General features: G+C 39.6%; 15 protein-coding genes. 13 read left to right on the forward strand and 2 right to left on the reverse strand.

From position 1 onward, the window contains the following. The first annotated feature begins 4 nt into the window (after window positions 1-4). The 13 genes from RBB56_RS10225 (at window position 5) to RBB56_RS10285 (ending at window position 12256) form a co-directional block, all read left to right on the forward strand. Window positions 5-484: a hypothetical protein gene (locus tag RBB56_RS10225; protein WP_306718797.1), complete on the forward strand. Its 480-nt coding sequence runs from the start codon at window positions 5-7 to the stop codon at window positions 482-484. Window positions 485-538: 54 nt separating this feature from the next. Further along, window positions 539-1102 (forward strand): hypothetical protein, encoded by a 564-nt coding sequence (locus RBB56_RS10230; protein WP_306718798.1) that lies wholly within the window; start codon window positions 539-541, stop codon window positions 1100-1102. Then, window positions 1095-1682 carry a Gp15 family bacteriophage protein gene (locus tag RBB56_RS10235; protein WP_306718799.1) on the forward strand — a complete coding sequence of 196 codons (588 nt, stop codon included), beginning with the start codon at window positions 1095-1097 and terminating at the stop codon, window positions 1680-1682. Before RBB56_RS10230 ends, RBB56_RS10235 begins: the two co-directional genes overlap by 8 nt. Before the next feature lie 61 nt (window positions 1683-1743). Then, entirely contained in the window at window positions 1744-4569 is a 2826-nt protein-coding gene (locus RBB56_RS10240; protein ID WP_306718801.1) for a phage tail protein, read from the forward strand. A gap of 15 nt (window positions 4570-4584) precedes the next feature. After that, window positions 4585-5001, forward strand: coding sequence for a DUF6711 family protein (locus RBB56_RS10245; protein ID WP_306718803.1), 417 nt, complete (start codon window positions 4585-4587; stop codon window positions 4999-5001). 8 nt (window positions 5002-5009) lie between these two features. Then, window positions 5010-6962, forward strand: a complete 1953-nt coding sequence (locus tag RBB56_RS10250) for a hypothetical protein (protein WP_306718806.1) — start codon at window positions 5010-5012, stop codon at window positions 6960-6962. 9 nt (window positions 6963-6971) lie between these two features. After that, window positions 6972-7193 carry a hypothetical protein gene (locus RBB56_RS10255; protein WP_306718808.1) on the forward strand — a complete coding sequence of 74 codons (222 nt, stop codon included), beginning with the start codon at window positions 6972-6974 and terminating at the stop codon, window positions 7191-7193. Next, entirely contained in the window at window positions 7147-9297 is a 2151-nt protein-coding gene (locus tag RBB56_RS10260) for a hypothetical protein (protein WP_306718810.1), read from the forward strand. Before RBB56_RS10255 ends, RBB56_RS10260 begins: the two co-directional genes overlap by 47 nt. A gap of 27 nt (window positions 9298-9324) precedes the next feature. Further along, window positions 9325-9624: a hypothetical protein gene (locus tag RBB56_RS10265; RefSeq protein ID WP_306718812.1), complete on the forward strand. Its 300-nt coding sequence runs from the start codon at window positions 9325-9327 to the stop codon at window positions 9622-9624. A 14-nt stretch (window positions 9625-9638) separates the two neighbouring features. Continuing rightward, window positions 9639-9842: a holin gene (locus RBB56_RS10270; protein WP_306718813.1), complete on the forward strand. Its 204-nt coding sequence runs from the start codon at window positions 9639-9641 to the stop codon at window positions 9840-9842. A gap of 13 nt (window positions 9843-9855) precedes the next feature. Then, complete coding sequence (locus RBB56_RS10275; protein WP_306718815.1) at window positions 9856-11049, forward strand: N-acetylmuramoyl-L-alanine amidase; 1194 nt, start codon at window positions 9856-9858, stop codon at window positions 11047-11049. Between the two features lie 403 nt (window positions 11050-11452). Next, window positions 11453-11626 carry a hypothetical protein gene (locus tag RBB56_RS10280; protein WP_306718817.1) on the forward strand — a complete coding sequence of 58 codons (174 nt, stop codon included), beginning with the start codon at window positions 11453-11455 and terminating at the stop codon, window positions 11624-11626. A 3-nt stretch (window positions 11627-11629) separates the two neighbouring features. Beyond that, window positions 11630-12256 (forward strand): N-acetyltransferase, encoded by a 627-nt coding sequence (locus tag RBB56_RS10285; RefSeq protein WP_306718819.1) that lies wholly within the window; start codon window positions 11630-11632, stop codon window positions 12254-12256. 99 nt (window positions 12257-12355) lie between these two features. On the opposite strand, the gene RBB56_RS10290 is transcribed toward RBB56_RS10285, so the two are convergent. Both RBB56_RS10290 and RBB56_RS10295 read right to left on the reverse strand, forming a co-directional pair. Beyond that, a complete protein-coding gene (locus RBB56_RS10290) occupies window positions 12356-12886 on the reverse strand; it encodes a hypothetical protein (protein ID WP_306718820.1) in 531 nt (176 codons plus the stop codon). A gap of 12 nt (window positions 12887-12898) precedes the next feature. Next, the gene (locus RBB56_RS10295; RefSeq protein WP_306718822.1) at window positions 12899-13102 is read right to left on the reverse strand and encodes a hypothetical protein; all 204 of its coding nucleotides are present in this window, start codon (window positions 13100-13102) and stop codon (window positions 12899-12901) included. Window positions 13103-13114: the final 12 nt, after the last annotated feature.

Consider the following 13114-nt stretch of genomic DNA (forward strand, 5'->3'; position numbering starts at 1 on the left):
GATTATGAAGAGAGAAGAGTTACAACATTATTTTGATACCTCTATGGGAAAAGAAACTGATTATGCGCTTATTGGTGATGGGGTTTCTTCCTTGACCGAGGAATTTAATCCAGAGGAAGGTACAAGCCAGTGGATTAATCAGGCAAACGGTAATACAGAGGTTAAATCCTATACCCCCTCCATTGAGGTTGCGAAAGAAGATTGTATTGACGATGATATGCAGGATTGTATTGATACACTCGTTGATACCCTGCCTACAGGAACCAGTGCAGAATCATTTTATGTAAGGCTTAGATTAAAAGATAATATTTCTGCAGGTGTGTATAAAGCGTATCGGCGCAAGTGTGCTGTGTCTGTGGTCAATACTGGTGGTGATGCGGGAAACAACGTATCCAATACAATCAAAATCGGTGGTAAGGGTGATGCAGTAGCAGGAACATTTGATATATCTACTAACACATTTACTGTAGGAGTAGAACCGTAAGGACAAGAATGGAATAGCGGCGGTTTAGCCGCCGCAATATTGGAGGAATAAGCGATGCAGGAATATAGAATAGGCGGAAAAGTATCAGAGAACCTTATAAAGGTGATAGTAAATAGTCAGGATGACTATATCATGTTGAATTCAAATGACGCAGTTTTTGTAGATAAGTACACAGGCATTATCAAGTGGATGCAGGAACGGGGCACATCTTATGATAAATCTGTTGGAAAATGGGAAAAGAAATATACAGGCCGCAAGCTTGTTGAAATTAAAGATGGAGTAACAGAGATTGACACGGAACAAATTTTGGAGTTGTCAAAGTTACGCATTGAAATGTGCATGGAATGCTGTGAAAGAATAGATAGCTTGTTTGGTGATGGAACCATAAAAAAGTATTTCCGTGAAATATATGAGGAAATTCCTGATTTTGTTCCAGATGAAGACTGCATTTATGATTTCTTTGAGGAAATTAGTCCAATCGTTGGCGATGTATTTAACAGACGTATTGACAACGTAAAGGCGAAATACAGAAAGAATCGAAAACCGACACATACAAAATCTAAATCAGAATTGATTGCTGAGTACAAAGAAAAGAAAGAAGCTGTGGCTGATGAATAATGTTATGCTTTCTGACCTTCCTGATGAGTGGAAAGGATATCAGATAGAAGCAGATTTTAGAATTGGATTACAGATTTCCCAATTACTGTATGATTCGGATTACACAGAATTTGAAAGAATAACAGGATGTATTGATTTATTGTATTACGATATACCTGAAAGTGTAGAAGAAGCAATGCAGGGAATTACATGGTTTTTGAACGGATGGAACCATGATAATTTTGAAAAAGGCGATAATGTGCGTTGTGTGGATTTTGATATGGACCAATGGAGAATCTATAGTGCTTTCTTGAATCAATACCATATTAATCTTTCAGAAGCAGATATGCATTGGTGGAAGTTTATGGGCTTGCTTACGGCCTTGAATGAATGCGCTTACACTCAGGTGGTAGGCATACGTTCCGAAAAGATAAATCCAAAGCTTTCACAAAAGGAAAAAGAAGCAAAAAAGAAAGCGAAGAGAATATATGCTATCCAAAACGGGGATGATCAGGATGAAATGTCTACGGAAGAGAAAGCCCGTTATGATGAGTTTATGAAATTTGCAAAAATAAATAAAGCCAATTCAGAGCCGGGGTGACCCTTTAGAGAGCCAATTGTACATCGTGTGCAGTTGGCTTTTCTGATAGGTGGTGAGTGGTTTGGGTGATTATGCAGCAAGCATAAGAGTAGGTACAAAAATAGAAACAAAACAGGCAAGTACGCAGCTTTTAAGCCTAGAAAATCGCCTGACTAAGACAAAAGATAAAATAATGTCTCTTAGCGATAAGATGAAAGAACTAGAGCAGAGGAAGGCTCCAACCAAGGAGTATAAAGAACTTCAAACGCAATTAGAAGCCGCAACCAAGGAACTTGGGAATTTAATAAGTAGACAAAACGATTTAGAAGCGATAGGAATTAAATCAGGCGCATTATGGAATGAAATTAATGAAGAGATAGCAAGTGCCGGCATAAAAGTAGATGAAATAAAAGAAAGTATGGAACGGCTTGAAACGGCCGGAAAAGCTTTTTCATTAGGGAGCGATAGCAAGGAATATGAGACTGTATCTCAGCAATTAAAACATGCGCAAAATGATTTGATGTTGCTTCAACAAAAACATGATGAAGCTATTGGGAAAATGGGTACGTCTGAACAAAGATTCGGGCAAAATGCAGTTTCAACTTTTAAGAAGATAGCAGAATCTGCTAAGAGTGCATTTGGTAAGGCAGCATCCTTTACACGTTCCGCGTTATCTAAAGTATCAGGTACGTTTCAGAAGATTGGGAATGTTGCAAAAGGTGTATTTCAAAGGCTTCATAGAGATACAACAAGGCAGAATTCTTTATTTTCTACTATGAAATCAAGGCTCGGGAGTATTGCTTTAAGCCTCCTTGTATTCAATTGGATTTCGAAAGGTTTTCGCGCCATGATTGCCGGGATGAAAGAGGGACTGCAGAATCTTGCACAATATTCGAGAGAATATAATGCGGTTATGTCAGATATGGTGAGTGCGCTTGCTACTTTAAAAAATGCATTTGCCACGGCCTTTGCTCCGATTGCAACCATAGCCATTCCCTATATCACACAATTAATCAATTATCTGACAGCGGCAGTAAATAAAGTGGCACAATTCGTCTCTGCTCTTACGGGCAAAACGACTTGGATAAAGGCAAAGAAGCAGACCATAGATTATGCACAGAGTTTAAACAAAGTATCGAAATCGGCAAAAGAAGCCTATCGTTCATTGGCTTCCTTCGACGAGTTAAATATACTAAATAAGAATGATATTCCAGAATCAGAAACCGGAGGCATTGACCCATCCGGCATGTTTGAAGAACTACCTATTGATTCCAAAATTAAGGCATTGGCAGATAAAATAAAGGATATTTTGCGTGGAGACGATTGGTCTGAAATAGGAAGAATGATTGCTGCTAAGATAAATGAAGCAATGAAAAAAATCCCTTGGGATAAGATTCAGCCGGAAGCCAAAAGAATTGCAAGCGGAATTGCCACTTTGCTCAATGGATTTATTTATGAATTAGATTGGACTCTTTTAGGTTATACACTAGCACAAGGGCTAAATACTGCACTTATCTTCTTAAATACTTTTGCAGAGAAATTCGATTGGAAGGAATTGGGGAAAGCTCTTTCCGAAGGTATTAACGCGCTTGCTGAGTATTTTGATTGGAAGCTGTTGGGAGATACGATAAAAAATTGGTGGAATGGAATTGTTAATTTCCTTTACGAACTTATCGTTGGCACTGATTGGGAAAAGTTAGGAGAAAGCATTGGTGAAGCATTCAATACAGCTTTAAATGGCATTGATTGGATGCACACAGCGGAAATGCTGGGCGAGGGAATTAACTCTATTTTTGAATTTCTCCTTGGTCTTGGAAAAGAAATTCAATGGGGGCAGATAGGATTTGAAATTTCCAATTTCTTAAACGAAGGATTTTCTTCTATTGATGCAGAGATGGCGGGTGAAAGTGTACGTACTTGGATAGATGGAATTTTCCACTCTGCACTTATGGCACTTAAAAATACGGATTGGGGGCAAGTAGGAAGCGGGCTGGCTACATTTGTAAATGAGAGTATATTATACGCCGATTGGAAACAGATTGGGGCTACATTATCCGAATTGGCAAATGGCTTCCTGGATTTCGTATTAGAGGCTGTTGAAACTCTTGATTGGGGACAAGTTGGAAGAGATATCGTTGATTTTCTTATTAATATAGATTGGTTAGGTCTTTTTGGAAGACTTCTGGTGATTATTTGTGAAGTTGTACTGGGATTAAGAGAAGGAATAGAGGAAGCATTTTTAGAATTAGCAAGCTACCTCCCTGATGGTTTTCTGAAAGGGATTATTGAAGGATTTTTAGGTATTGACAAATGGATAGATGATCATATTTTCAGGCCTTTTATAGAAGCTATTAAAAGCTTATTCGGAATTCATTCACCATCAACAGTCATGGCAGAGATAGGGAAGTTTCTTATATCTGGACTAATCAAAGGCATTGGTGATAAGAAATCAGATTTGACTGATACATTGACAAACGTATATGACACGGTAAAAGGGATATTGGATAGATTGAAAAACTTTGTGTCAGACATGGTGTCGTCAATAAAAGATAAAATATCATCCATCACAAGTGGAGTATCTTCCGCATGGAGTAGCGTGACAAGCTGGGGAGCAAGTTCATTTGGAAGAAGCACTAACTATATGATGTATTCCGATGATATTCCGGAGCTGGCAACTGGAGGCATAACCACAGGAACTACAATTGCTAAGATTGGAGAGGCTGGTCGTGAAGCGGTTCTTCCGTTAGAAAACAATACCGGATGGATGGACACTTTGGCGGATAAGATAAATGGAAGTGGAACTTATACATTTGTGGCAGAAATAGATGGACGCGAAATATTCCGTGAGGTTATTGATAGGGGAGAAATATATTCAAAGTCTACGGGTAAACAAGCGTTTTCATACTAAGGAAAGGAATGAGAAATGTTTGGCGGATGGTTAATTAAATTTGGCAATGTTACTCTTCCTAATTCCTTTCTATTAGCGGATGGGTGGGAGAGTACACCAAATCAAAGAGTAGAAATAGATGCTTACAGGGATGCAAATGTGTTATTGCACAGGGAAACTTCGGAGAATTATAAAACAAAGATTACATTTTCTGTGCGTGAGATGAATCTAAGTGAAAAAATGGCGTTCCAAAATGTGATAGGTCTGGCAACTTTGAGTGGGGCTGAAAAAAAGGAACGAAAAGTATCTGTTACTTATTGGAACGATGAGGATAATGTATATACTTCTGCAGTCATGTATATGCCGGATATCAAATATCAAATACATACTGTTGACGAAAGGAAAAATGATATTAACTATAATTCCTTTAAAGTTACATTGATTGAATATTAGGAGGTCGCATGGGATTAAAAGAATTATATTATGAAAACTCCATAGATAAGCAATTAGTAATTTCCTATGATGATAAAGAGATAAATAATACAGATGTAGAAAGCGAAAGCATGGAATTGGAAGAGTGTCTTTGTTCGGAGAAGAGGCTTACTTTTGGTTCTTGTGAGTCTAGTGTATTTAAAATTAGGGTTCGAAACCATGTGACACCAATGACGGGTAAGCGGATTACGGTAAGCGAATACTTGGATGGTGATAGGAATAACTTTTTTACTTTTGGTACTTATATAGTAGATTCTGATAAGCCGGAAGCAAACAGAACATATCGCGATATTATTGCCTACGATGATATGTGGCGGATTATTAATACGGATGTATCAAGGTGGTATAACGGGCTAGTATTCCCCTTAAAACTCAAAGCCTTTCGCAGCAGTTTTCTTTCTTATTTTGGCATTGTGCAGGAAGATGTAACTCTAGCTAATGATGATTTGATGGTCTATAAAACGATAGAGCCAAGTGAATTAAGCGGAAAAACTGTAATAACTGCCATCTGTGAAATAAATGGATGCTTCGGCCATATAGGACGAGATGGGAGATTTCGGTATATATTGCTCCCGGCTATAACAGAAACTCTTTATCCCAGAAATGACCTTTATCCTAAGGACAATCTTTACCCGTCCTTTAGTCAGTCTGAGAAATACAGCAGGCATAAATATATTAAATGTAGGTATGAGGATTTTAAAACACCTAAGATAGATAAGCTGCAGATTAGGCAGGAAGAGAATGATATTGGTGCAATAGCCGGAACTGGTAATAATGCGTACATCGTAGAAGATAACTTCTTATGCTACGGATTAAGTGCACAGATTCTGGCCGGTGTTGCAAATAATCTTTTTTCTGTCATTAGAGAAGTGAGCCCCTATCATCCTTTTTCGTGTACTGCAATAGGGAATCCGTATATAAACGTTGGAGAACATGTAAGTATTTATGAACAAAGGACATTTATAGAAGCATATGTTTTGCGCCGGGTATTAAAGGGAATTCAATCCTTGAAAGACACATTAGAGGCGGACGGAGCGGAGATATACGGGGAAAATGTAAATTCTGTACATAAATCTATCTTGCAGCTCAAGGGGAAAACCAATGTACTTACCCGTACGGTTGAAGAGACAAAATCGGAGATTAGAGATGTTGAAGCAGGACTTACCAGCTCCATCACTCAAACAGCCGATAAAATTGAAACGGAAGTCACCCGCGCGACAAGTGCTGAATCATTGCTATCCAGCCGTATTACTCAGACAGCCAATAGTATATCACTGAAAGTATCTAAAGGAGAGGTGTCGTCACAATTAAGTATAGAGAGTGGACAGGTAAAAATATCCTCCAACCGATTTGTATTAGATTCTACCAATTGTAAAATATCAGCGGATGGAACGATAACCGCTACTAACGGCAACTTTTCCGGCACGATTACTTCCAATAACGCCATCATTACCGGCGGTAGAATTAACATGTATGCATCGGGTTCGGATAGTGGAATTATGTTAGTTTATGGCTCTGATTATACGAGTGTAATTGGTACTGGAATTACTGTTCGAAACACTTATGGTTCATCAACAATTAGCGGAAATTCTATTACGTCCGGTGGTTCCATGTATGTAAAAGATTATCTTTACGTTAATAATATTAGAGCCAATACCGGTACTTCTGTTACATTTGGCGATAAGGTATATTTTTCTCAAGATACAGAGTTTAATATCGGAAAAACCCACACAATGAAAGGCACTATCAATATTGACGGGGAAGTGAAGTGCGGCGGTTCTGCTAGCTATGTTGGATTTTTTGGAAATAGAGGTGCTACTAGGAAATCTGTATCAAAGCTGTACAGTGCATCCGAAACTAATAACATGAATAAAATCAACGAAATCATAGATGCGCTAAAGGCTTACAATTTAATAGGATAGGGGATAAGTATGGATATAAAAATAAAGGAACTCAGGAAGAAAATAGTAGATAATATGAATCTGAGTGATTTGCCTATGGAAGTGAAACGCCTTGTACTATATGAGCTTCTATCGGAGACGACGGCTGCAGTCGCACAGATTATTACAGAGCAGTTAGAGAATATCCAGGAAGGAGAAACCTTAAATGAACAAGATTTACAGCCGGATCAATTGGGAGAATTATCCGAGTGAAAAAACACCGGTTAACGAAGCAAATCTAAATAAAATAGATTATGCGACAAATGAGATAGATAACCGCGTCATAAGCCTTGATACCTCTAAGTTGGATAAAACCACGGCAAATGGCATGGTTAAGAATGTTACATACAACAGCACTAATGGTGTATTTACTGTTACCTATTTAAATGGCACTACGGCAAGCATTGATACAAAGCTGGAAAAAATGGCTGTGAATTTTGTTTATGATGCAGAGAATGAGCGTCTAGTTATTACATTAGATGATGGGACAAAACAGTATGTAGATATGAAATCCCTCATCACGCAATATGAGTTTAACTCTTCCGATACCATTTCATTCACCATTTCCAGCGAAGGGAAGGTACAAGCAGAGGTAAAGAACGGGTCCATTACCTCGGATAAGCTGCAGCCTAATTATTTGGCAGACATTACCGTACAGGCCGGGATAGCTCAGACTAGTGCAGGAAATGCAGAGAATAGCGCGGATTTGGCAGAGACGTATGCTATAAGAGCAGAGGAAGCGGCGGAGCACGCGGAAAATGTATCAGACGTGCAAGTCATGACCCCCACGCAAATAGGAATCGGCAAACCCGACAATATCACAATCGGTGTGAGCAACGGGACGTTTTATACTAAATTTAAGAATTATACATCTTTAGCTGATTTAGGATTGACTGCTCCTAAGACGTGCTTGGAGATTGCTACGGCTATGGGAAATAATTCACAGATAACGATGTCAATATCTGAAACTACTCCTACAGTCACAGATATTCCAGACACTTCTGGAAGTATTACTATTGAAAAAGTTACTGGTTTCCGAAGTTACGCCCATTTCAACGCGTTTACCGGAGGAACAAGTCCTCAAAGAGTGTATGTGAGATACATACGACCGGAACACAATGCGATAAGCGATTGGACAGAATATTTAACTACCAGTAAGCTTACAAATAACCTTCTCGCTACCGTTCCGGGAACTGCTTTGGATGCGGTGCAGGGTAAGGAACTTGATACCAGAGTAACGACAAATACTAATGATATTGATACCCTAAATCAAAAGCTTGACAAGACAAATCTAAAATCAAATTCTAATCTTCTTACGGTTGGAAAAGTGGGGGCGCAGTATACTACTATAAACGCGGCTATCAACTATGCAAAAACATACGCAAGTAAAACCAACAGAGTAGCGATACTAATATATGAGGGTACTTATGGCGAAGAAATAACGTTAAATGACAATCCGGGCATAGATTTGGTGGGAATTCAAGGGCAGACTATTATCCGGTATGCAAGCGCGTATCCAAACGCACCACTATACACCTGCGGACAGGGATATTTTTACGGTATAACATTCCAGAGCACTGGCGGGACAAATTCCTATGCAATGCACTTTGAGAGACAAGGATTTACAAGCGCAAGCGGAGAGACGGTTTTTAGCCGATGCAGGTTTATTTCAGATACCAATGCTTCCGTAGGTGTAGGCATGGGAAATTCTAATACGGTAGAGTTTCGGGACTGCACATTCATAGGACTTGGAACGGGGACAAAAGCTATCTATGCACACAACTATCCCACCGCAGCAACTAATCAAAACATGAGATTTATTAACAATCATATCGTAGGACATATCAACATTGATGATGCGCCTTTGGTGGTGGGTAACGGCGTTGTTGACTCGCCGATGGCATTACAATTTTTTAATAACTACAGCGAAAATGGTAACTTTTATTTTAAACAAGCTACAAACGGAAATTTGCCATATATACCGGTTGACCAGCATAACATTTCCCTGCACTCAAACAGCGCCAATAATACGCTAATCGCTTTAAATCGCCGCGAATATGGCAGCTACTATTATGGTTACAGCAAACCGAGCAGCAAGATTCCCAATTCAAGCTATACCGATTATTTTATCCCACTAATAAATGCTGATAAGTATTCCATAACCGTTGATAGCGCGGTAATACAAGGAGTTGGTGATTACGATAAAACTAAGTATTCGACTCCACTTAAGACTTCGGGAGGTTTTTTGCTAAGAGACACGGGCGATGCTGGGACAGGAAATTTTATTACAGTTAATTTTACAATTTTACCTTTATAAACTATACATAGAACGGAGTAGAGAAGCATGGAAACAGAAGTAGCGGTAAAATTTGAAGCCCATGAGCATGAAATAAAGTCATTAAAACATCGGGTGCAGGAGCTTGAGGCAGAAAGTAAAGCTATTCAAGCGTTGGCATTGTCTGTTAATAAGATGGCGGTAAATATGGAAAACATGCTGGAAGAGCAGAAGAAGCAGGGCGCAAGGCTGGAAGCATTGGAAAAGGTACCCGTGGAAACTAACCGGCAAGTAAAGGCTGCAATCATTACCGCTCTTGTTGGCGGAGTCGTAGGGGCCTTTGTTACAGCACTATTGACAATATTATAAAAGGAGAGAAAAGTATGAACAAAGAAGAATTTACAAAATGGTTAAAAGCGGCAGGAGTAAGGGCAATCAAAACAGTAGCACAGACAGCGGTTGCAATGATTGGCACGGCGGCGATCATGTCAGAGGTAAATTGGGTAGTGGTAGTGTCCGCATCGGCGCTGGCTGGAATCTTATCTCTGCTGACATCTACAGCAGGGCTGCCTGAACTGAAAGAATAAGGAGCGTGTAGTTATGACAATAGGAGTAAACTGTGGGCATACCATAAGTGGCGCCGGATATGGAGCCGTAGGTCTTATCAAAGAATCGAACCATACGAGGCTTGTCGGGTATGCTCTCATGGACAAACTACGCGCGGCAGGCGTTAAAGTAGTAGATTGCACGATAGATACCGCCAATACGCAAGCGGAGTACCTGGCTGCAGCCGTTGCGTTGGCAAATCGTGAGGATTTGGACTGGTTTATCAGCATCCACTTTAACGCTTCCGCAGCACATACCGGACAGGGCGTAGAAGTCTATACCTATGAGGGTAGGCAGTACCAGGATGCGCTTGATGTATGCAGTAATATCGCCACCTACGGCTTTAAAAACCGTGGGGTAAAGGCTGGTAGCGGTCTGTACGTAATTCGCAAAACAAAGGCTAAGTCCATGCTGATAGAAGTCTGCTTCTGCGATAATGAGCAGGATGTAGACCTATACAATAGCATCGGTGGAGCAGATACCATTGCGCAAGCTATCTTTAATGGAATCTATGATTATGCAGTCATGCCGGAGTCGGTACCGGAAGAAAATCACAATATGACCTCCGATGAGTTTGTAGAGTACGTGGGCGAGATTGCAAGACAGGATTGGATTGACCGTAAGATTATGCTTCCTTCGGTGGTAGTGGCTCAGGCTATCAAGGAATCCGCAAGAGGAACTTCGGAGCTGGCACAGAATGCCAATGCCTTGTTCGGAATCAAAAAGAACGGTTGGACAGGCAAGACTTATATCAAGATTGCTACAGAACAACGTACCGATGGAAGCTACTACACAGTCACCGGTATCGAATGGCGGGCATACGACAGTTGGAAATCATCCATACTCGACCACAATACCTACATAGCTGAAAGAAGTACGGATAGTGGCAAAACGTTGCGTTATAAGCCTATAATCGGATGTGATAACTATGTCTTTGCCTGTCAGTATTTGCAGGACTGTGGATATGCTACCTCACTGACCTACGCGGAGTCTCTCATCAATGACTACATCGAAAAATATGACCTGACACGCTTTGATGTAGTAGAAGATGAACTTGCGCCGGAAGGGAAGCTATGGATTGTGCAACTTGGAGCCTACAGGAGCCGGAACAATGCCGAGCGGTTTATCAAACGGTTAGAGAGTATGGGAATTATATCTATGCTGAAATTGTATAAGGTAGAAGAGTAGGAGAAGGCCCCGGACTGTGATTTTTTCATGGTTTGGGGCTTTTTTGCTTTTCTAGAAATTATTAGTACTCATCCGGGAGAAATTTCATATAGTAGTTTATGATTAATAAGTATCACTGTAAATAGTTATGTAAACACAATATGTAGATAAATGTAATATTTTGTTTAAATAAAACAAAAGCACACTAGATGTTGTGGTTGTGATTTCTTAACTACTGAGATATAATAATGGCATAGATACTGCGCCTGTTGCGCTTATAATTTTTTCTTACTTTTATAATCCCGGACAAATAATTTCGCATATAAAGATAAGAATTAGAAAAAGGTGCGATTTATTTGCGTATATTTTTTAAATTAAAGAGAAACAATATAATATGCCAACTATTATCTAGGAGGTGGTATGTATGGCAACAAAAAGTATTTTAAAAGATGTTAATATTAAAGATAAGCGACTTGCTCATACATTTGTAGAGTCGTTGAGTCAAATTGAGCGAGTTAAATACAAGCCTATAAAGATTACAAGAGAATGTACAGAAATAACGGGGGATAAAATCAAAGAATTCTTTGGTAAAAAATAGGATATGGAACAAAAGTTTGTTAAGACACATTTTGTAGAGATGAATTTGAGTGATGTAATAGAACAGCTAGGAGAGGGTGAGACAAAGTCTATCCTCTCCTCTTTTACATGTCCTCTGAATAAAGATGTTGAAAATTTTATTAAGCATAAAGCAATTGAATTCTCAAAAAGAACAACATCTAAAACTCATTTAGTATTTTGGCAGACAGAGGACGGGGAGCACACAGAACTTGTTGGATATTATACTGTTTCCATGAAAACGATTACAATAAGTAAATCGGTTCTAAGCGCTAACGAGATAAGAAAACTCACTTCTCAAGGCTGCGAACATACCAGAGCTGAATGCAGATTTCCAGCCCCTTTAATAGCCCAGTTGGGGAAAAATTACACGAGCGGCAATGATACATTAATCTCTGGACCAGATCTGCTGCAGATGGCTATTAATAAAATAAGAAATGTGCAAAAAGAAGTTGGTGGCAGGTTCATATATTTAGAATGTGAGGATAAGAAAGAACTTCTTGAATTTTATAATGGATGTAATTTTAAGGTTTTTGGAAAAAGAGAATTAGATAAAGACGAGGACGATATCCAAGGAAGCTACTTAATTCAACTATTTGCAATGATATCGTGATTTTACATAATTGGTACCGTGGGAGAAATTAAATAGTCTTGGTGAACAGGCTCTGAACCGTGATTGATTTCATGATTCAGGGCCTTTTTTCATGTAAAGTTATTGCGCACTCGTATTTCTTTTTTGCAATCTTTCCCACTGCTCCGGATACTCTTTGGCATACCACTCCAAAAATGGGCCGTAAAACTTCCCTTCAGCTATCTTCCTTGCTGTAATCGCGTCTACCTTGTCGTGATATCCTCCGAGATGATATCTCGTTCCCTTGAAGCTTATATAGGATTTCCATAATCCGTTTGTCTCATCATAACATACACCCGTACATCCACTTTTATTAGCTCGACTTAGCTTGCTATTTGATATACGCGCCACGTCAGAGCCTTCTTTTATAGTTTCATCCCTCTTTTTCCTCATGGCGGCAACCATAATCTCTCTTTTAGTTTCAGCCGCAAGGCAACCACAACTCTTGCGCATTTTTCCGATATACGTGCCCGGTACCTCGACCCTATTTCCGCATTCGCATTCACACAGGTATACGGTAAGGTTTTTACTGCCCACTGGCTTTATGCCTAAAGATTCAATCACTTTTAATCTGTCATATGTTTGGCCTATAACAATTTTTCTCTGTCTCATAGCTTTGATTCCTCATCTGTCGGTCGGGATGGACTGGCTTTTCCCGCCAGCGTTATCACTCCTCCGCCTAAGGTCAGTGTGTGGCTCGTCCTCGTCTATAAGCCAGTCTCTACCCAGCTTTATGGCGGTTTTGTACCCGCCCTTTAAACATTTATGTCTCACAGTGCTTGCGTCTATGCCGTTGCGCTCCGCGTATGTCTTTATTGGTATTAGCATGATTTCTCCCTT

The organism is Kineothrix sp. MB12-C1 (assembly GCF_030863805.1).
Taxonomy (GTDB): Bacteria; Bacillota; Clostridia; order Lachnospirales; family Lachnospiraceae; genus Kineothrix.

Bases quoted from the DNA above. Each gene is read 5' to 3' on its own strand.
- RBB56_RS10225 (WP_306718797.1), top strand. From the start codon at position 5: ATGAAGAGAGAAGAGTTACAACATTATTTTGATACCTCTATGGGAAAA.
- RBB56_RS10230 (WP_306718798.1), top strand. From the start codon at position 539: ATGCAGGAATATAGAATAGGCGGAAAAGTATCAGAGAACCTTATAAAG.
- RBB56_RS10235 (WP_306718799.1), top strand. From the start codon at position 1,095: ATGAATAATGTTATGCTTTCTGACCTTCCTGATGAGTGGAAAGGATAT.
- RBB56_RS10245 (WP_306718803.1), top strand. From the start codon at position 4,585: ATGTTTGGCGGATGGTTAATTAAATTTGGCAATGTTACTCTTCCTAAT.
- RBB56_RS10250 (WP_306718806.1), top strand. From the start codon at position 5,010: ATGGGATTAAAAGAATTATATTATGAAAACTCCATAGATAAGCAATTA.
- RBB56_RS10255 (WP_306718808.1), top strand. From the start codon at position 6,972: ATGGATATAAAAATAAAGGAACTCAGGAAGAAAATAGTAGATAATATG.
- RBB56_RS10260 (WP_306718810.1), top strand. From the start codon at position 7,147: ATGAACAAGATTTACAGCCGGATCAATTGGGAGAATTATCCGAGTGAA.
- RBB56_RS10265 (WP_306718812.1), top strand. From the start codon at position 9,325: ATGGAAACAGAAGTAGCGGTAAAATTTGAAGCCCATGAGCATGAAATA.
- RBB56_RS10270 (WP_306718813.1), top strand. From the start codon at position 9,639: ATGAACAAAGAAGAATTTACAAAATGGTTAAAAGCGGCAGGAGTAAGG.
- RBB56_RS10275 (WP_306718815.1), top strand. From the start codon at position 9,856: ATGACAATAGGAGTAAACTGTGGGCATACCATAAGTGGCGCCGGATAT.
- RBB56_RS10280 (WP_306718817.1), top strand. From the start codon at position 11,453: ATGGCAACAAAAAGTATTTTAAAAGATGTTAATATTAAAGATAAGCGA.
- RBB56_RS10285 (WP_306718819.1), top strand. From the start codon at position 11,630: ATGGAACAAAAGTTTGTTAAGACACATTTTGTAGAGATGAATTTGAGT.
- RBB56_RS10290 (WP_306718820.1), bottom strand. From the start codon at position 12,886: ATGAGACAGAGAAAAATTGTTATAGGCCAAACATATGACAGATTAAAA.
- RBB56_RS10295 (WP_306718822.1), bottom strand. From the start codon at position 13,102: ATGCTAATACCAATAAAGACATACGCGGAGCGCAACGGCATAGACGCA.